This is a genomic window from Labrys sp. (in: a-proteobacteria) (assembly GCF_047605565.1).
Lineage (GTDB): Bacteria > Pseudomonadota > Alphaproteobacteria > Rhizobiales > Labraceae > Labrys > Labrys neptuniae.
On the sequence record NZ_JASGFM010000023.1, the window covers coordinates 29,123 to 48,732 of the forward strand.

15 protein-coding genes are annotated in these 19,610 nt (G+C 65.3%); 3 read left to right on the plus strand and 12 right to left on the minus strand.

Features of this window, described 5'->3' with window-relative positions; genetic code table 11:
- Positions 1-338: 338 nt before the first annotated feature.
- Positions 339-1,124 carry a winged helix-turn-helix domain-containing protein gene (locus tag QM672_RS19735; RefSeq protein WP_415084603.1) on the plus strand — a complete coding sequence of 262 codons (786 nt, stop codon included), beginning with the start codon at positions 339-341 and terminating at the stop codon, positions 1,122-1,124.
- Between the two features lie 225 nt (positions 1,125-1,349).
- Positions 1,350-4,361, plus strand: coding sequence for an ABC transporter transmembrane domain-containing protein (locus tag QM672_RS19740; protein ID WP_415084605.1), 3,012 nt, complete (start codon positions 1,350-1,352; stop codon positions 4,359-4,361).
- Between the two features lie 303 nt (positions 4,362-4,664).
- Here the strand turns inward: QM672_RS19740 and QM672_RS19745 are convergent, their stop codons facing one another.
- The 9 genes from QM672_RS19745 to QM672_RS19785 form a co-directional block, all read right to left on the minus strand.
- Positions 4,665-7,061, minus strand: coding sequence for an aldehyde dehydrogenase family protein (locus tag QM672_RS19745; protein ID WP_415084607.1), 2,397 nt, complete (start codon positions 7,059-7,061; stop codon positions 4,665-4,667).
- A gap of 188 nt (positions 7,062-7,249) precedes the next feature.
- Positions 7,250-8,326, minus strand: coding sequence for a deoxyribose-phosphate aldolase (gene deoC, locus QM672_RS19750; RefSeq protein WP_415084609.1), 1,077 nt, complete (start codon positions 8,324-8,326; stop codon positions 7,250-7,252).
- On the minus strand, positions 8,319-9,317 hold the full coding sequence (locus tag QM672_RS19755; RefSeq protein ID WP_367625414.1) for a sugar-binding transcriptional regulator: 999 nt from the start codon (positions 9,315-9,317) through the stop codon (positions 8,319-8,321). Before QM672_RS19755 ends, deoC begins: the two co-directional genes overlap by 8 nt.
- Positions 9,317-10,834: an FGGY-family carbohydrate kinase gene (locus tag QM672_RS19760; RefSeq protein WP_415084611.1), complete on the minus strand. Its 1,518-nt coding sequence runs from the start codon at positions 10,832-10,834 to the stop codon at positions 9,317-9,319. The genes QM672_RS19755 and QM672_RS19760 overlap by 1 nt, the downstream gene beginning before the upstream one ends.
- A gap of 157 nt (positions 10,835-10,991) precedes the next feature.
- Entirely contained in the window at positions 10,992-12,008 is a 1,017-nt protein-coding gene (locus QM672_RS19765) for a galactitol-1-phosphate 5-dehydrogenase (RefSeq protein WP_415084613.1), read from the minus strand.
- Positions 12,009-12,064: 56 nt separating this feature from the next.
- The gene (locus QM672_RS19770; protein WP_415084615.1) at positions 12,065-13,213 is read right to left on the minus strand and encodes a glycerol dehydrogenase; all 1,149 of its coding nucleotides are present in this window, start codon (positions 13,211-13,213) and stop codon (positions 12,065-12,067) included.
- A 140-nt stretch (positions 13,214-13,353) separates the two neighbouring features.
- A complete protein-coding gene (locus QM672_RS19775; RefSeq protein ID WP_311940095.1) occupies positions 13,354-14,343 on the minus strand; it encodes an ABC transporter permease in 990 nt (329 codons plus the stop codon).
- 4 nt (positions 14,344-14,347) lie between these two features.
- Complete coding sequence (locus QM672_RS19780) at positions 14,348-15,865, minus strand: sugar ABC transporter ATP-binding protein (protein WP_311940093.1); 1,518 nt, start codon at positions 15,863-15,865, stop codon at positions 14,348-14,350.
- A 175-nt stretch (positions 15,866-16,040) separates the two neighbouring features.
- Complete coding sequence (locus QM672_RS19785) at positions 16,041-17,009, minus strand: substrate-binding domain-containing protein (RefSeq protein ID WP_209432877.1); 969 nt, start codon at positions 17,007-17,009, stop codon at positions 16,041-16,043.
- 272 nt (positions 17,010-17,281) lie between these two features.
- Between QM672_RS19785 and QM672_RS19790 the strand changes: the two genes are divergently transcribed.
- On the plus strand, positions 17,282-17,902 hold the full coding sequence (locus QM672_RS19790; protein WP_311940157.1) for a glucose-6-phosphate isomerase: 621 nt from the start codon (positions 17,282-17,284) through the stop codon (positions 17,900-17,902).
- 207 nt (positions 17,903-18,109) lie between these two features.
- Here QM672_RS19790 and QM672_RS19795 read toward each other — a convergent pair whose 3' ends face one another.
- The 3 genes from QM672_RS19795 to QM672_RS19805 all read right to left on the minus strand — a co-directional run bounded on the left by QM672_RS19795 (position 18,110) and on the right by QM672_RS19805 (position 19,610).
- A complete protein-coding gene (locus QM672_RS19795) occupies positions 18,110-18,595 on the minus strand; it encodes a MarR family winged helix-turn-helix transcriptional regulator (protein ID WP_311940089.1) in 486 nt (161 codons plus the stop codon).
- A gap of 125 nt (positions 18,596-18,720) precedes the next feature.
- Entirely contained in the window at positions 18,721-19,302 is a 582-nt protein-coding gene (locus QM672_RS19800) for an NAD(P)H-dependent oxidoreductase (protein WP_415084619.1), read from the minus strand.
- Positions 19,302-19,610: a cupin domain-containing protein gene (locus QM672_RS19805; protein WP_311940085.1), complete on the minus strand. Its 309-nt coding sequence runs from the start codon at positions 19,608-19,610 to the stop codon at positions 19,302-19,304. Before QM672_RS19805 ends, QM672_RS19800 begins: the two co-directional genes overlap by 1 nt.

Genomic DNA, 19,610 nt, shown 5'->3' on the forward strand with positions numbered 1-19,610 from the left:
TCGCCCAGCGGTTGGGCGAGATGAAATCTCCGACGATTATTCGTGACGTTTGCGCCTCCCTCGCCCCGCTGCTTGCGGGGAGAGGGTTAGGGTGAGGGGCAGCGCTCCCGTGTGCAGTCATGTTGATAGACACTTTGCTTTCGATGAGCACCGTGACGCAAGAAATCCGGCTGCGCCTCATCTGTTTTGATGATGTTTCCCTGGCAGGAATGGCGAAACTGGAGCTGCGGCTGAGACAGCCGGAGGCTTCCTGCAAATCCTCCTGCACTTTTTCGGCGGCACCACAGACGGAGCGGGGACAAACCTCGCCCAACCCCCACTGCCGAGAGAGTAGAGACATGGATCAGGAGCTGACTTACAGGCTCGGCGAATCCGTTCTGGATCTCAGCCGAGGTACATTGCGCAAGGCCGGCGCGCGCGTGCCGGTGCGCTCCAAAACCTTCAAATTGCTGAGCTATCTTGCTCGCAATGCCGGAAGGGTCGTCCGCAAGGACGAATTGTTCGCCGCGGTCTGGCCGCATGCCGTGGTTACCGAAGGGGCCCTGCTGCGCTGCATTCGCGATGCGCGTCAGAGCGTCGGAGACGAGCAGCACCGTATCATCCACACCGTGCCGGGGCGGGGCTACATCTACATGCCGCCCGAAGGCTTCGCTGATGCGCCGGAGGCACCGGAGCAGGGCACCGATGACATCGATCTCGATGCCGGCGCGGCGGAGCCCAAGGTCGCGGTGATGCCGTTCAGCCTGCGTGGCGTGGATGGCGGGATGAAGCCTGCCTTCGAGACCATCGTGCAGGAAATCCGGGGCGCGATCGCCAATTCGCGCGTGATCGTGGTGCAGCCGCCGGCACGGCGCAAACCGTCACCCAAGACGGTCGCCGGTGTCGACTATCTGGTCGAGGGTCAGGTCGTGGCCGGCGAGCCGCATCTCAATGTCGTCGTGACCTTGTCCGATGCCCGATCGGGCCGCCGCCTGCTGACGCAGTCCTTCTTCCTCAAGGCCGAAAGCGTCGTGGCCTTCCACCAGAACGTCGCCAGGCAGGTCGTCAGTGCGCTCGTCTTCAATATCGAGACGGCCTCCTGGCACGGTACGACGCAGGGCACGACATCGCTGCACATGTGGTGAAGGCCAAGAAAAAGGCCTTTCTCGTGCGCCGATATAGGCAAGGGAGCGGTTTTCGCCTGCCGGTGGCTTGCTATTGTGGGTTGTAGTCACACATGAAGATGTGGGGATCTCGCAACGGGCGGGAGGCGACTTTTGTCCAGCAATGGCGATCCGGACAGATCCGGGCTGTTTTCGTTCGTCTGGCGGTACAGCAGGCGACATCAGCTTTTATTACTGGCTGCGACCGTGGCTTCCTTTCCGGTGCTCTATCTGTCGCTGGAATTGCCGAAATATATCCTGAACGGCGCGCTTCAGGGGCATGTCACGCCGCTCAACCACCTGGGCCTGCATCTCGACCAGACCACGCTTCTCATGGTGCTCTGCCTGGCCTTTCTGGTCTGCACTTTGGCCAATGGCGTCATCAAGATGCAGCTCGGCATCTACCGGGGTGTCATCGGCGAGAGGCTGATCCGGCGGCTGCGCTACAAGCTGATCGCCCAGGTGCTGCGCTTTCCCCTGCAACGCTTCGACACCGTCTCGCAGGGCGAGGTCGTCTCGATGGTCACCGCCGAGGCCGAGCCCTTGAGCGGCGTGATGGGCGATGCCTTCGCCCAGCCGGTGTTCCAGGCAGGCCAGATCTTGACCATCGTCGCCTTCCTCTTTCTCCAGAATGTCTGGCTCGGCGTTGCCGGCATCGGCCTCATTCCGGTGCAGGCCTATCTGATCCCGCGCATGCAGCGCTATGTGAACAGGCTGCATCATCAGCGCGTCAGCCGGGTACGAGCCCTGTCGGAACGCATCGGGGAAAGCGTCGCCGGTGTCGCCGATCTCCGGCAGAGTGGCGGTTTGCGCTATCGCCTCGCCGAGTTCAGCCGGCAGCTGGGCGAGCTCTATACGATCCGGCTGCGCATTTTCGAGCGCAAATTCCTGATCAAATTCGTCAACAACTCGATCACGCAGCTCACCCCCTTCCTGTTCTTCTTGATCGGCGGCTATCTGGTCATCCATGGCCAGCTCAGCGTCGGCGCCCTGATCGCGGCGCTTGCCGCCTCCCGCGACATCGCCGATCCCTGGCGCGAATTGCTGACCTATTGGAACCAGGCCCAGGAAGCATCCTCGCGTTATGACGCCCTCCTGGAGCAATTCGAAGTGCCGGAGGTTCCGGCCCCGGCGGTGGCCGATGCCGATGTGCCGCGCCTGAACGGCACCATTCATCTGCGCGACGTCACCGTGCCGGGCCTTGGCGGCGTGCCTCTGCTCGATCAGGTCGATCTCACCATTCCCGGCGGGGCGCTCGTCGCCATTCAGAGTGCGGACATGCTGGTGCGCCGGGCCTTGTGCGACCTCTTCTCGGGCGCCTCGGCGCCGAGCACCGGGCAGGTGAACATATCCGGCCTCGATCTCGTCGGCGTCAGCCCGACCGTTCTGGCGGCGCGTATCGGCGTCGCCACCAGCACGCCCTACCTTTTCCGCGGCACCATCGCCCAGAACACCAGGATGCCCCTCTATTTGGAACCCGTGCCGTCGGGTGAACCGTCGGACGAGGAGGCCAAGGCTGTGGCCGAAGCCGTGGAGACCGCCAACAGCCCCGATCGGCTCGATAGTGCCTGGAACGATGGCGGGCTCGTCGGTTTCAAGGACGAAAGCGAGGTCGACGCCTGGTGGCTCGCTGTCATCGAGGTGATCGGTCGCTCGGAAATGCTGCTCGATCGCGCTCTCGACGGCTATCTGGTTCCGGGCCAGCATGACGATCTCGCCGGCCGCGTCCTCGCCCTCAGGGAACGGGTGGCGCGACGCCTGGAGACTGATGGATTGGCCGGGCAGATCGACCGGTTCGATCCCGGCGCCATCAATCCAGGCCTGACCATCGGCGAGAACCTGCTCTATGCCGTCCACCATCACGGTGAGACCGAATCGAGCCATCCGGGTGAACGCCTCCTGGCCGAGATCGCCGGGCTCGACATTGCCGAACAGCTCCTGGCCTTCTCGATCGACCTTGCCTCGACGCTGGTCAGGGCCTTTGGCGAAGTCGGGCCTCGCCATCCGCTGCTGCGCCGCTTCACCACAATCGGCCCCGAGCTGTTCGAGCGCTTGCGGTCGGTCGCCTCCAAGGAGCAGGCCCACGACGTCGCCGGCATGAGCGCCGCCGAGCGTGCCACGCTGCTGTCATTGCTCTTCAACATCGCGCCGAGTGATCTCGGCACCGATTTTCCCGCCGAACTTGCGGCCGCCATCGTGGCCGCACGTGCCCGCCATGGTGCGCGCCTGAGGGAGCTGGCAGGCGGAACTTTTTCGCCGATCCAGGCCGATGCCTATAATTATGACCTGACCGTACTGGAAAACTTGGTGTTCGGCCTGTCGGTGGCGCCGTCGGAGGCGACCCGCCGGCAGATCCACCACGTGCTGATGGAAGTGGTGGAGGCGCAGGGCCTCGCCGGCGCCCTGCGCCTGCTGGTGGGAGAGGTGCGTACCGCGATCGCCGGCACCAACCTCTCGCCGGCGGTGCGCGAGCGCATCGGCCTCGGCCGGGCCCTGATCCGCCGGCCCGATCTCGTCCTGCTCGATCATGCCATGGCGAGCGCTTCGGAGGCGGACCGTCGTGCCATCTGGCTCAGGCTGCGTGCCCTGCTGCCTGACAGCACCATCATCGTACTGGAGCCCCAGATCACCCAGAGCGAAGACTTCGACCTGGTTGTCACCATCCGCGACGGTCGTTTGATCAACGGGGCCAGCCGCCCGCCGGCGCCGGCCTATCACGCCTCGATCTCGGGCGACCTGCAGGCCAAGGTCGAGGTGCTCTCGGCGGTGGAGAGCTTCCGCGGCCTCAAGCGAAGCCAGATCGAGCTGCTCGCCTATGCCTCGCGCTGGATGTCGACGAAAGCCGGCGACTATGTCTTCCGCACCGGCGAGGTGCCCGATGGCGCCTATGTCGTCGCCTCCGGCAGCGCCGAACTGCGCTGGCTCAATTCGCTGGGCGAGGAGGAATTGATCGATACCATCCTGCCCGGGCGGCTGATCGGTGATCTTGCCGTCATCCTCGGCCAGACGCGCATGGTGTCGATGATCGCGACGGCCGACCTGACCGGCCTGCGCATCGGCACGCGCGAATTCCTCGACATCGTCGAAAGCGACATCACCGTCGCCCTGCATTTGCTGCGCACCGTCGGGCATCACCTGGTCGAGGTCGGCGAGGAGGTGATCACCAAGGGCGCCTACAAGCCCAAGCAGCCGGGCGAGGTCGCCACCGGTCGGCCATAAGAGTGCTCGGGCGTTCTCCGGAAAAGCCAATGGGGAATGGATCACTCCCTGTCGCCGAGGTCGCGCAGCCCCTCACCTCTATCCTCTCCCCGTGAGAACGGGGCGAGGGGACCTTGACGGTACATTTTATACTGAAAACGTCTCATCTCGCTCAACCCCCGGGCGAGATGAACGGCCCGAGGATGAATCGCGACGCCTGCGCCCCCTCGCCCCGTTCTTACGGGGAGAGGATAGAGGTGAGGGGCTGCGCGACTTTGATGGGACGTGCCATTACAAGCGGGGTTGCTTGTAATGGTGCCGACCCTATTCGCCGTAGGGCACCCAGATGTTCTTCACCTGGGTGGCATGGCGCAGATAGTCGGCGCCCTGGGCCTGCGCATCCTTCAGCCAGTCGATGGCCCGGCCCTGGTTGGTCCAGGTCGCCTTGAGGTTGCCGGCGGAGGCCTTCTCGGCGGCCGCGGCGCCGCTTCTGGAGCCGTGATACCAGAGGGCGTCGACGTCGTCGTGCTCGGCCAGGGTCTTGGCGAGTTCGTCGCGCGCGCCGGTGACGATGTTGACGACGCCGGCCGGCACGTCCGAGGTTTCCAGGATCTGGTAGAAGTCGGTCGCCGCCAGCGGGAAGGCCGGCGAGGGTACCGCGACGACGCGGTTGCCCATGGCGATCGCCGGCAGCACCAGCGAGACGAAGCCGAGCAGCGGCGCCTCGTCCGGGCAGAGGATGCCGACCACGCCGAAGGGCTCGTTCATCGCCAGCGTCACGTTGCGCGAGCGGGTGGCATGCACGCGGCCGTCATATTTGTCGGCCTGGGCGGCGTAGTAGAAGATGCGCCGGATCGCCTTCTCGACTTCCGCCTTGGCTGCCTTGGCGCTGTGGCCATAGCTCACCAGGCGCTGCTCGAACTCGGCCGCACGGGCCGACAGGTTCTCGGCGATGTAATAGAGCACCTGGGCACGGTTATGCGCCGTGGCGGCGCCCCAGCCGCCTGCCTTGGTCGCTGCTTCGACCGCGTTGCGGATGTCCTTGCGATTACCCAGGCCCGCCTGGCCGAGCGTGGCGCCGGCCGTGCTTTTGACCGTGTAGCTGTAGCCGGAATCCGGGCGGGCCTGCTTGCCGCCGACGAACAATTTGGCGGTGCGGTCGATGCTGGGCAGGCCGGTGCTGGCAGGCGCGTCGGCCGGCGTGACGCCAAGCGTAGCGGCCTTGTTGTCCTCGGCCGCCGGCAGGGATTTCTCCCAGTCGGGCTTGAGATATTCGTAGAGGCCTTCGCGGCCGCCCTCGCGGCCGAAGCCGCTCTCGCGATAGCCGCCGAAGCCGGCGGCGGCGTCGAACAGATTGGTGGAGTTGACCCAGACCACGCCGGCCTTCATGCGGGCGGCGGTGTCGAGGGCGCGGTTGATGTTCTCCGACCAGATCGAGGCGGCGAGGCCATAGCGGGTGTGGTTGGCGAGCTGGATCGCCTCGTCGGGCGTGCGGAAGGTCATCGCTACGGCGACCGGGCCGAAGATCTCGACCTCCGAGACCGTGGAGGAGGGCTCCACATCGACGAAGATCGAGGGCGGGAAGAAGCTGCCCTTGGCCGGCAGGGCGCAATCGGCCTGCCAAAGGGTGCCGCCCTCCTGCTCTCCCTTCCTGACGAGGTCCTGGATGCGCTGGAGTTGCACCGGCGCGACGATGGCGCCCATGTCGACGGATTTGTCGAGGGGATCGCCGACGCGCAGCGTCTCCATGCGGCGGCGCAGCTTGCCGAGGAAACGCTCGGCGATGCCTTCCTGGATCAGCAGGCGCGAGCCGGCGCAGCAGACCTGGCCCTGGTTGAACCAGATGGCATCGACCACGCCTTCCACGGCGCCGTCGAGATCGGCATCCTCATAGACGATGAAGGGCGACTTGCCGCCGAGCTCGAGCGAAAGCTTCTTGCCGGAGCCCGCCGTGGCCTGGCGGATCAGGCGACCGACTTCGGTGGAGCCGGTGAAGGCGATCTTGTCGACGTCGGGATGGGCGACGAGGGCTGCACCCGTGGCGCCGTCGCCGGTGACGATGTTGACCACGCCATCCGGCAGGCCGGCTTCGCGGCAGATCTCGGCGAAGGCCAGCGCCGTCAGCGGGGTGAACTCGGCGGGCTTGAGCACCACCGTGTTGCCGGCCGCGAGCGCCGGCGCGATCTTCCAGGCCAGCATCAGCAGCGGGAAGTTCCAGGGAATGATCTGCCCGCAGACGCCGACCGGGCCGTAGCCGGCGAATTCGGTCTCGACCAGCTCGGCCCAGCCGGCATGGTGGTAGAAATGCCGGGCGACCAGGGGAATGTCGATGTCGCGGCTCTCGCGGATCGGCTTGCCGTTGTCCAGCGTCTCCAGCACCGAGAGGAAGCGCTCGCGCTTCTGGATGTGGCGGGCGATGGCATAGAGATAGCGGGCGCGCTCGTGGCCCGGCAGGGCGGACCAGGCGGGAAACGCCTTGCGTGCAGCCTTGACGGCGGCATCGACGTCCTCGGCCGTGCCGGCGGCGACCTTGGCGAGCAGCGTATCGCGGGCGGGATTGACGACCTCGAAGGTGTCCTTGCCCTTGGAGGCGACGAAGGCTCCGCCGATGAAGTGCTTGAAGCCCTTCTCATGGCTCGCCAGCCAGGCCGTGACGTGATTGTCGGCTTCGGGCGCAGGACCATAGTCCATGGTTTGCAGAATTTCCTTTACGGTGGGCATCGGTGTGTTCCTCCAGCCGGCGAGGGCTGTATCACCCTCCCCTGGAGGGGGAGGGTCGACGCGAAGCGTCGGGGTGGGGTGAAACTGGTACGACACTGATCATTTGGTGCCGGCAGGCGAGGGGTAAGGAAGTCACCCCACCCCGGCCCTGCGGACCGACCCTCCCCCTCCAGGGGAGGGTGAAAAAATCAGGCCAAAGCGTGGTGGGTCAGCGCCGAATAGCGCCCGGTCACGAAGTGTTCGAGCTGGCGCTCGATGTCGGCGAGCATCGAAGAGGCTCCGATGCGGAAGAGATTGGGTTCCAGCCAGGGGCGGCCGAGCTCTTCCTTCATCAGGGCCAGCCAGGCGAGGGCGTCCTTGGCGGTCCTCAGGCCGCCCGCCGGCTTGAAGCCGACCGCCTCGCCGGTGAACTCGCCATAATCGCGCAGGGCGCGGAGCATGGTGAGGCTGACGGGCAGGGTGGCGTTGACGTCCTCCTTGCCGGTGGAGGTCTTGATGAAATCGGAGCCCGCCATCATGGCGACCATCGAGGCCTTGTAGACGTTGCGCAGCGTCTTGAGGTCGCCGGTGGCGAGAATGGCCTTGAGATGGGCTTCGCCGCAGGCCTCGCGCATGGCGCGGATCTCGTCATAGAGGGCGTTCCAGTCCTGCGTCAGTACCTGGGCGCGGTTGATGACGATGTCGATCTCTCCGGCACCCTGGTCGACGGCATAGCGGATCTCGGCGAGGCGCTGGGGCAGCGGGGTGAGGCCGGCGGGAAAGCCGGTCGCCACCGAGGCGACGGGAATGCCGGAGCCGGCGAGCGCCTTGACGGCGGGGCCGACCATGGTGGGGTAGACGCAGACGGCGCCCACCGTGGGCGGGGTGTCGGCGAGGCCGAGAGCGGCCACGATGTCCTCGCGGATGGGGCGGCGCGCCTTCAGCGCGAGGCGATGCACGCGTCCGGGCGTATCGTCGCCAGCCAGTGTGGTGAGGTCGATGCACTGTACCGCCTTCACCAGCCAGGCAGCCTGATATTCCTTCTTCACCGTGCGGCGCCCGCCGAGGGTCGCGGCCCGGCGTTCGGTGGCGCTGAGATTGACCTCGATCGCGTCGAACCATTCCGGCTTGAGGGCGGTGCCGGGATTGCGGGCATGGGCGCCCTGGCCTGACACGGTGAGGGCGGAGCTGACAGGCACCACGCTGAGGGCAGGGACTGTTTGACCCGAGGAGACCTGGGCGGGCTTTTTGGAGGCAGCCGGCGTGCCTTTTTCGGTCTTATCCATGGTGGCTTTCATCCAGGAGGAAGCGTGCCGTCTCTTCGTCGGTGACGAGCACATTGACATAGCCGGCCCGGAGGCAGGCAAGGGTTACAGGCTGTTTGGACTTGCCGGCAGCGACGCCGATCGAGAATTTGCGTTCCCGGCAATAACGCAGGTCCAGACCGATGGTTCGGGCATCGATGTCCGCATCGACGATATTGCCATGAGCGTCGATATAGCGGCTGAGAATGTCGCCGACGGCACCCTTGGCCTTCAGAGCGGCGGTCTCCGCCTCGGTGACGAAGCCCGATTGCACCAGGACGGAATCGGGGCTGATCGTGCCCATGCCGAAGCAGATCACCGGGGCCTGGCGGGCAAGCTCCAAGACGCTGGCGATGGTGGGGTCCTGCTCCAGGGCGATGCGGGTGGCGGCATGGCCGAGAATGGCCGGCACCGGCAGCAAGGTCGCCGTGCCATTGGCCGAACGGGCGAAGAGCTCGGCCGTGTTGTTGGTACGCACGGAGGGCGAACGGATATTCATGGCACCGTTGAGCAGCACGACTTCCACGCCTTCGTTCCAGAAGGGCGGCAGGCGATGGGCCACCGCGCTCATGGTGCGGCCCCAGGACACGCCGATCAGCGGCACCTTGCCGAGGCCGGCGAGCATGCGTGCGGCGGCCTGCGCCACGGCATCGAGCAGGAGCCCCTCGTCCTCCTCGCCATTGTTGGGGACGACGACGGCCTCCTTCAGGTTCCAGCGGCGCTGGAGCCTCGACTCGATATCGGGCGAGCGCGGCGCCCGCGGCACGATCTCGATGCGCACGATGCCGGCCTCGCGTGCCTCGGTCAGCAGGCGGCTGGCCTGCCAGCGCGTGAGGTTGAGCTCCTTGGCAAGGTCGCCCATGGTCATGTCGAGCTCGTAATAGCGCTTGGCGACCTGGATCATCAGGAGTTCGCGCTGCTCGCCGGACATCGTCCTGAACTGGACGTCTTGGTCGAGATTGCCGACACTCATCAACGCGGTCCCTCAAGCTGTCTTGATGCCAGCCTGCGCGAGAGTGGCGCAAGAAGCTCGGTGGCTTCAAGATAATCCTGCAGCAATTCACCATAGCGGGCATGGGCAGCGAGGTCGGGCTCGACCAGCGTGACCGGCTGGGCCACCGCGTCCGCCGCGGCAAAGAGGTCGTCGAACAGGCCGGCGCCGGTGGCGGCTGAGGCGGCGGTGCCGACGAGGGTGAGATTGGTCTGGCCGAGGAGTTCGACGGGCATGCCCATGGCATCGACGGTGGCCCGCAACCACAGCGGATTCTTGGCATAGCCGCCCGAAGAGACGATGCGGTTGCAGGGAATGCCGAGGTCCTGGATACGGCGGAACACGTTGGCCGAACCCAGCGCCACCGCTTCGACGGCGGAGCGATAGAGATCCGCGCGAGTATGGCTGAGGGCGAGGCCGAGCACCGCGCCGCGCAGCAGGGGATCGCGATAAGGCGTGCGATTGCCCATGAAATAATCGAGCGTCAGCAGGCCGGTGCCGCCGACCGGCAGGGCGCTCGCTTCCTGTACCAGAGCAGCGCGCTCCTGCTGGTCGAGCCCGAACATGTCGCGCGCATACCAGGACATCACCGAACCGGCCGAAACCTGGCCGGCTTCCACCAGCCAGTAGTCATCGACCAGGGCATGGGGATAGGGACCCCAGAAGCCGGTGACCGGGGCCTCGGCCGCGAGCTGGAAGAGATGGACGATCGAGGTGCCCCCGATCAGCAGATGCTCGCCCGGTTTCAGGGTGCCGGCGCCCGCGATGCCGGTATGGGCGTCGATGCCGCCCTGGGCGAGGATGGGCCGGTTGACGAGGCCGAGATGCTCGGCCGCGGCGGCACTGACGGGGGCGATCGGCGCGCCCACCGCCTTGATATCGTTTGGCAGTTTCGTGGCGAGATCGGCAATGCCGAACTCGGCATAGAGCTCGTCGGGGAAGCGGCGGCTGACGGAATCGTAGTTCCACTTGCAGGTCGCGTTCATGCGCGAGCCGACCCACAGCCCCGTCAGCTTGAAATTGATGTAGTCGAGGCACTCGCAGACGATCTCGGCCTCGGCATAGACGTCTGGCTCGTGCCGCGCGAGCCACATCGCCTTGGGCACCAGCCATTCGGCCGCATCGCTGCCGCCGGCATAGGCCAGCACGGGGTGCTTCGAGCGGGTCGTCCGGGCCGCTTCCTCGGCGGCCCGGCAATCCATCCACAGGAGGGAGGGGCGGAGCGGCGTGCCGTCCCGCTTGCAGGCCACCACGGTCGAAGCGGTGGTCGCGGCGCAAACGCCGTCGATGACGGGCGAGCCGAGGTCGCGCATCAGGCCGCGGCTGGCCTGGCCGAGTGCCTCCCACCAGTCGGTCGGCGATTGTTCCGCCCAGCCCGGATGGGGGTGGCGGGTGGGGTACTGGACCTCCCGCTCACCGAGCATCGTGCGGCTGTCGAGGTCGAACACGCCGACCCTGATGCCGCCGGTGCCGAAATCCAAGCCGAGAAGACGTGGCATGAGGTTCTCCAAGATAGAGCGCAACTCCCTTCTCCCCTTGCGGGAGAAGGTGGCGCGTAGCGCCGGATGAGGGGTGGAAGAGGATGCCTTGCAAGGTAGCGCATCTCCCCTCATCCCCCTGCCGGGACCTTCCGCCGCAAGGGAGAAGGGACCCAGTCTACGGCCTGAACATCACCTTGGAGAAGAACTCGTTCTTGCGCTTGAAGCTCTCGAACATGCCGGGTAGTTCCTCGAGCGTGAGCTCATGGGTGATCATGAACTCCCATTTGAGCTTGCCGGTGGCGAGGGCGTCGAGGGACACGGTCCATTGCTTGCCAGGGAAGGGGGCGCCGAAGGAGTTCCAGGCCCCGTGCAGCGACACTTCCTGGCGCAGGAAGTGCTGGAAGGTCTGGTTCTCCAGCGCGACCTCGCCGACGGGAATGCCGATGAACACGACATGGCCGCCTGGGCCGGCCAGCTTGGCGGCAAAGTTGATCGAGGAGGGATGGCCGGCAGCCTCGACGATGAGGTCGCAATTCAACCCTGATGGCAACGGATCGGTGATCAACTGGGTGTGGGTCGCACCGGCCTCGCGCGCCTGTTCGAGCTTCTGCTCGGAGACGTCGACGGCGACGACTTCCGTGCAGCCCATCAGCTTCATCCACTGTATCGCGAACAGCCCGATCGGGCCGCAGCCGATGACGCCGCCGCGCTGGCCAACGGTGGGCGGGGCCTTCCAGACGGCGTGGAGGGCGATCGAAGCCGGGTCGGTCATGGCGATGGCGCGGGGATCGGCGTCGGCTGGGGCCTTGAGCAGATTGCCCACCGGCACCGAGACGAATTCGGTATAGGCGCCGTCGCGACGGCTGCCGAAATAGTCATAGTTGCGGCAGCGCGAGAAATTGCCGGTCGCGCACTGATCGCAGACCCGGCAGGGGATGAGCGGGGCGACGCCGACGAGCTCCCCCTTCTCGAAACCGCTTACGCCGGCGCCGATCTCCGTGATGTGGCCGGAGAATTCATGGCCGCAGATGATCGGCATGCGATGGGCGCCCTTGGTCAGCATGCGGGGAAGGTCCGAGCCGCATACGCCCACCGCGGCAACCCGCAGCAGCACCTCACCCGTTGCGGCAACTGGCTTCGGAACATCCTCGAGGCGAATGTCGCCCGGCGAATACATGACGGCTGCGCGCATGGTCAAAGTCCTTGAATAGGGGAGGAGGTGTGTCGGAAAAGGGGAAGCAGGGGCCGTCAGACGGCCTGCCGCTCCGCGCCGAAGAGCGAGGAGGTGAAGGCGTCCAGGGCGATGATGGCATCGCGGACGATCTCCACCGACAGGGGCACGGCGACCCGCCAGGTGATCGACCCTTCCTTCAGGGCCGCCTTGGCGACGCGCTCGATGTCGGCGGCGGTGGCCTTGCCGAGCCTGAGGTCGGCTAGGGTGGCGGGCAGGCCCAGCGATTTGCAGAAGCGGGCGGTTTCCTCGATCTCGGCGAGCGGGCGCCCCTCCAGCATCAGGAGGCAGAGCACGCCGAAGGCGACCTTCTCGCCGTGGAAGAAGCCATGGCTTTCCTCGAGAGCGGTCAGGCCGTCATGGATGCCGTGGGCGGCGGAAACCGCGCAATTCTCGAAGCCCAGGCCGCTGAGCAGCGTATTGGCCTCGATGATGTTCTCGACGGCCGGCGTCAGCGCGCCCTTCTCGACCGCGAGCTTGGCCGCCAGCGCATCGCGCATCAGCACTTCGTGGCAGGCCTTGGCGATGGCGATGCCCGCGAGCGGGGCGGGATAGCCGCCAGCGATGAAATTGTCGGAACGCGATTCCAGGTTGGAGCGAGCCTCGAACCAGGTGGAGAGCGCATCGCCGATGCCGGCGACCAGGAAGCGCGCGGGCGCCTTGGCGATCAGGGCGCTGTCAACCACCACCACGTCCGGGTTGCGCGGCAGCATGAAGGATTCCTTGAACACGCCCTGCGGGGTGTAAGTCACCGCGATGGCGCTGGTCGGCGCGTCCGTGGATGCGATGGTCGGCACGATGGCGATGCGGGCCTGGTTGGCGATCGCGGCCAGCTTGGCGGTGTCGGCCGTCTTGCCGCCGCCGATGCCGACGACGACATCCGCCTTGGCCTCGGCGACCAGGGCCGTCACCCGGTCGATCTCCTCGCGGCAGCATTCGCCGTTGAACTTCTCCATGGTCAGGCCGAGGCCGCTGCCCTCCAGCGAGGCAAGGATCGAGGGGCCGAGTTTCTCGAACACGAAGCCATCGACGAGCAGGAAGGCCTTGCTGCCGAGCGGACGAAGATGATCGGCGAGGCGGTCGATCTCGCCGGCGCGCTGAATGTATTTGAGCGGACCACCGAAGGCCCGGCCCTGTGCGCTGTGCCATCCCTGAGTTGCGGCCATTTGAAGGAATTCCCTGTGTCGCACCGCCTGGCGGCGGTGAATGACCGATATTCACATTTGTGAAATATGATCATATATGTGAAAAACTAGACAAAAAGAGACGCGCTGTCAACGGAGTCGGCAGCGCGTCGGGTCGTGTTCTATCGTTTCAAGGTGCCGGTGGCGTATTGCAGCAGCATCGCCACCACGATGATCAGGCCGGTATAGAGCTGCTGGCTGTAGCCCGGCACCCCGGCGAGGTTCATGATGTTGGCGATGATGCCCATCACCAGCGTGCCCAGCAGCGTGTTGACCACGTCGCCGCGGCCACCCATCAGGCTGGCGCCGCCGATCACCACCGCAGCGATGACGTTGAGTTCCATGCCGACGCCGACCTGCGCCGAGCCGATGGTCGTGCGGCTGGCGGAAATCACGCCGGCGAGCCCGGCCAGCGCCCCGGAGATCACATAGACGGAGAGAACGTAGCGCGGCACCGCGATGCCGGAGAGCCGCACGGCCTCCTCGTTGGAGCCGATGGCGGTGATGATGCGGCCGAAGCGCGTGAAGGAGAGCACGATGCCGCCGACGATGAACACCGCGAACATCAGGATGACGGGCTGGGGTATGCCGAGCCAGTAGCCGGCGCCGAAATCGGCCAGGGCCTGGCCGCCGTCACCGATCGAGATCGGCCGCCCTTCCGAGATCATGAAGGAGAGCGAGCGGGCGATCGCCATCATGGCCAGCGACATCACGAAGGAGGGCAGGCGCATATAGGCGACGAAGAAGCCGACGGCGAGGCCACAGGCGGCCCCGCACAGGATCACCAAGGCGATGCTGACGCCGACGCCATAGCCGAGCTTGGCGATGAAATAGGCTGTGAGCACGCAGCCCAGCGCCAGCACCGAGCCGACGGAAAGGTCGATGCCGCGGGTGAGGATGACGAAAAGCATGCCCACCGACATGATGCCCGCGCCGGAAGCGACCTGCCGGAGCACGTTCAGGATGTTGTTCTTGGTCAGGAAGCTGTCGGTCCACACGGAGGCGACGATGACCAGGACCAGGAAGATGCCGAGGGTCGCGAAACGCTGCACCAGGGCGCCGAGATCATAGCCGCGCTTGCCGTCGCCGCGGTTCTCGCTGAGAGCTGTCATTGTCCTATACCGTTCCAGCTTGAATTGGTTTGCCGGGCTGCCCACCCTCGCTCATGGCCAGGGAAAGCAGGTTTTCCTCGCTGTAGCCGTCCGGCCTGAGTTCGCCGCGGATCTCGCCCTCGCGCATCACCAGCACGCGGTCGCACAGGCCGAAGAGTTCCTGGTGCTCGGAGGAGATCACCAGCACGGCCTTGCCGGCCTCCGCCAGGCGATTGACCAGCGTGTAGATCTCGGTCTTGGCGCCGACGTCGACGCCGCGGGTCGGCTCGTCGAGGATGATGAGATCGCCATCGGCATGGAACCACTTGGCCAGCACTACCTTCTGCTGGTTGCCGCCCGACAGGCTCGAGACGGGCGCGTCGACGCTGGCGGCCTTGAGGCGCAAGCTCTGGCCAAGCTCACTGACGGTACGCCGTTCCAGGCCCCGGCGCAGGAAGCCGAGTGCAGTAGTGATCGACGACATCCGCGCCATGGTGGCGTTCACCCGGATGGGTTTGTCGAGGATGACGCCCTGATGCTTGCGGTCCTCAGGGACCAGCCCGACGCCGGCCGCGACGGCATCGCGGGGCGAGCGGAAATGCACCGGCTTGCCCTTGAGCTTGATGGCGCCGCTATCGGGTTTGTCGGCCCCGAAGATCAGGCGGGCAACCTCGGTGCGTCCGGAGCCGACCAGGCCGCCGAGGCCGACGATTTCACCGGCACGCACCGCCAGGCTGACATTGCGGACCTTGCGGCCGGCATGCAGGGCGGAGACGCTGATCACTTCCTCGCCGATCTTGCGCTCCCCACGCTCGGGGAAGAGGGCGGAGAGCGGCCGGCCGACCATCATGCGGATGATGTCGTCGATGCTCACGTCCTTGGCAGCGACGGTGCCGACGAGCTGGCCATCCTTCATCACCGTCATGCGGTCGGAAATCCGCATCACCTCTTCGAGGCGATGGGAGATGTAGACGACGCCGACACCATGGGCGCGCAGGTCGGCGATGACCTTGTGCAGGCGTGCGGCGTCTCGGTCCGACAGCACGGCGGTCGGCTCGTCGAAAATGATGATCTTGACCTCGCGCGACAGCGCCTTGGCGATCTCGACCACCTGTTGATGGGCGACGGCGAGATTGCCGACGCGCTCGCCCGGATCGATGTCGAAACCCAGCCGCTTGATCAGTTCGCCGGCGCGTTTCCTCAGCCCAGGCCCGGCGAAGACGCCGGGTAGTTCGCCCAGGAAGATGTTCTCCGCCACCGACAGATCGGGCGCCAGCGCCAGTTCCTGGTGGATCACGGCGATGCCGAGGGCCTTGGCCATGCGCGGATCGCGGAAATCGACATGGCGGCCGGCGATCTTCACCTCGCCGCTGCTGGGCTGGAGCTCGCCGCCCAGCACGCGCATCAGCGTCGACTTGCCGGCCCCGTTTTCGCCGAGCAAGGCATGGACTTCGCCGCTCTGGACGTCGAAGTCGACGCCCTTGAGGGCGTGCACGCCGCCGAAGGATTTGGTGATGGCGGTGAGCCTGGCGAGTTCGGACATCAAGACCTCGCTGGTTTGGATATCGCAGGGCGACTATTGCCTTCTCCCCTTGCGGGAGAAGGTGGCGCGAAGCGCCGGATGAGGGGAGACGCACGACCTTGCCGTGTCTGCGTTTCACCCCTCTGCCGGGACCTTCTCCCGCAAGGGGAGAAGGCGCATGACTCGAAGCGGCCGCTTAGAACACCGCGTCCTTCTTGTAGAACTTGTCGACGTTCTCCTGGGTGATCACCGCGGGCGTGGTGAGCTGGAGCTTGGGCGTGTCGGCGCCGAGCTCGCCCTTGAGGGCCTTCAGGCCGATATCGACAGCGGTACGGGCTACCAGATCGGGGTCGTTGAGGCCGGTCGCGCCATATTTGCCTTCCTTGATGAGGGCGAGCGCTTCCTTCTGGCCATCGGCGGCAGCGAGCACCAGCACGTCGTTCTTGCCGGCGGCCTGCAGCGCCTTCATGCCGCCCAGCGCCATCGAGTCGTTCTCGGCCAGCAGCACGGTGACGTCGGGATGGGCCTGCAGCAGGTCCTCGGCGGCCTTGAGGCCGTCTTCGGTCGCCCAGTTGCCCCAGCCCTGGCCGAGCACTTCGAAGCTGGCCTTGCCGTCATTGACGAGCTGGCCTTCGACCAGGCCGCGGAAGACGCCGAGGCGACGGTCACGGCCGACTTCATTGCCCTGCGAGCCTGAGAGCAGGATGATCTTGACAGGCTTGCCCTGCATCTTCTTGGCCAGCCACTGGCCGACCAGGAAGCCGTTCTGGTCGTTGGAGGAGCGCACCTGGGTGACGATGTTGGCCTTGGTGTTGATGGAGGAATCCATCACCACCACCTTCACGCCGGCCGCGCTGGCGGCATTGGCGGCGCCGACGAGGCCTTCGGGATCGCGCGGGTTGAGAATCAGGAGGTTGACGCCCTTGGCGACCATGTCCTCGACGTCGGAAATCTGCTTGCCCATGTCGTTCTGGCCGTCGGAGGTGGTAACCTCGCAACCCGCCTTCTTGCCCTGGTCGATGGCGGCGGCCTGCTGGGCAGCGAAATAGGGGGCGCTCAGCGTGTACATCGCCACGCCGATCTTGCAGTCGGCGGCGCTCGCCATGCCCATCGTGCCGGCCAGCAATGCTGCGGCCAGGCTGCCGCCCAAAAGGGTCTTCTTCATTGGCTCTCTCCTCCACGTCGTCTGTCAGGGCATTTTTTCGGGCCCAGTTCTGTAGCATAAGTACATTTTTTGATAGGGGTCAAGCGAGTGAAATTTTAAAAAATTGAAACAAAATCACATTCGTGAAATATTGCAACGCAATATTGCATAAATTAGCTTGAAATAGGTTAAAATAATGCATCTGGGGTTGTCGGGGTGCTGATAAAAATGTAGTGATGCTACAAAATGGCGAACTTCCTAGATTGCCGCAGTCGAAAGAAAGGTTGGTTGATATGTCCATGCGCGAGCCGGGCCTGTGCGTCGTCGATATCGAGAAGGGGGAATTGCGGGGGGCGACCAACCGCTACACCAAGACGATGGCCGACCTTGCCGGTCTCTATGAAGACGAGGCGGCCTACCAGGCGGTCCTGGCCGAACTCGGCGACAAGGTCGTCTATGAGGTGACGGATTACAAACCCTCGGCGGATGCCGGGGACATGATCATCGGGGTCACCCGCATGATTCCCGGCAAGGTGGGGCGGGAATATTTCCTCACGCGCGGCCACATCCACGCCAATCCCAATCGTCCGGAAATGTATTACGGCGAGAGCGGGCATGGCATCATGCTGCTGGAATCGCCGGCCGGAGAGATCCGCACCGTCGAGATCGGGCCGCGCAGCCTATGCTATGTGCCGCCCTACTGGATCCACCGCTCGGTCAATGTCGGCACCACCGATCTCGTCATGACCTTCGCCTATCCCGCCGATTCAGGGCAGGACTACGACATCATCGCCAAGGCTGGCGGCATGCGCAGCCGTATCGTCGACGACGGCAAGGGCGGCTGGGCGGCCGTCGACAATGACGGTTACCAGTTCCGACCGAAGGATTTGGTCGAAGCCATCATGGCGAGATGAATGAGGCTTCCCTTCTCCCCTTGCGGGTGTCGTCAACTCCCTTGAGTTGACTAGAGGTCCCGGCAGGGGGATGAGGGGTCTCGCGACTTATCTAGGTCATGTTGGCGGCAGGTCGCCAAGAACGGTGAGGTTGCAAAACCCCTCATCCGCCCCTTCGGGGCACCTTCTCCCGCAAGGGGAGAAGGGAAGGTGGGCTGCTTCCCACCTTCACGCCTCGTCGGCGTCGCCCTCGTCGTCGTCATCGGCGTCCATCTCGCCGCCGAGTGCATGCTTGAAGCCCTTTTCGACCCGCTTGAGCAGCTTGCGCAGGCGCTTGCGGTCCTTGTTGTCGAGATGGCTGGTGGCTTCCGCCTCGATGTCGAGCGCCAGGGCTGCGATGGCGGCGGCCTTTTCCTTGCCGTCCGCGCTCAGGCCCACGCGCACGACACGGCCATCGCCGTCCGTCGCCTTGCGCTCGATCAGGCCGGCGGCCGACAGGCGTGCGATCGTCTTGGAGGCCGTAGGCGGCCTGACGCGCAGGATGTCTGCCAATTCGCTCATCGAGAGGGCTTCCCGCCCGGCAAGGGCTTCGAGCACCTGTTCCTGGCCCGGAAACAGGCCGAGCCCTTCGAGGAGCTTGGCGGTGCGGGCCCGGTGCAGCCGGGCCACGTGGATCAACTGATAACCAAGTGTCTTGGAGGCCGGATGTCGCATGGCAATGATCCGCCGGCTGATGATTTGCTGTAGCCGGCTTCAGATACAGTTTCTGGCAGAAAATGTCGAGGATTTCGTGGGCTTTTACCTGGAATCAGGTAAAAATTTCCTATCCGGCGCAGCTTTTAGATCCTGGCGAGCGTCCGCTTCACCTTGGCCAGGAAGGCAGCACGCGACCGGTCCGTCGACAGGTTCATCGAATAATGGGCGAGATAGCGAAAGCGCGCGAAGGGCTTGACCACGCCCCGCAGCATGCGCGTGATCACGCGTCGCGGCGGGTCACTCATCAGCAAGGCTTTCAGGTGCGAGCCGCCATAGGTGGTGACGGCCACCACCTTGGTGATGTTGTGTAAATTGCCCTGAACCTTGCCGTCGACCAGGGTGAAGGATACGCCGGGCAGGAAGACCCGGTCGAAGAAACCCTTGAGGATGGCGGGAAAGCCATAATTCCAGATCGGCGTGACGATCACCAGCACCTGCGCCCGCTGCAGGCGTTCGACGTAAGCCGCCACGCCGTCACGGTTTCGCGCCAGGTCGTGATAGGCGCGCCGTTCGGCGGCCGTCAGCACGGGCTGGAAGCCCTCGGCATAGAGGTCGCAATCGTCGACCTCGTGGCCGGCCTTGCGCAAGGACTCCACGACGCAGGCATGCAGTGCCGCGCCGAAGGATTCCTCGCAAGGGTGGGAGAAGAGGACGAGGACCCGCATCAGCCCTTCATCTCGACCTCGACGAAGGCCATGTGGGACTGGCCGCCATTGAAGACATTGTGCTCGACGCCGGCCGGGCGCGAATAGGAGATGCCGGCTGCGAGCGGCACCAGCTTCTCGCCCTGCGCGTCGACGATGCGCAGCGTGCCGTCGACCAGCGGCACCACGGCATAGGGATATTCATGCCGATGCCAGCCGGTTTCCTGGCCGGGCTGGAAATCGTAGCGAGTGATGCGCACCCGATCGTCGTCGACCTGCAGCGTTCCTGTCGCCAGATTGGTGTTGTCGCTGTTGTGTGCTCCACACAT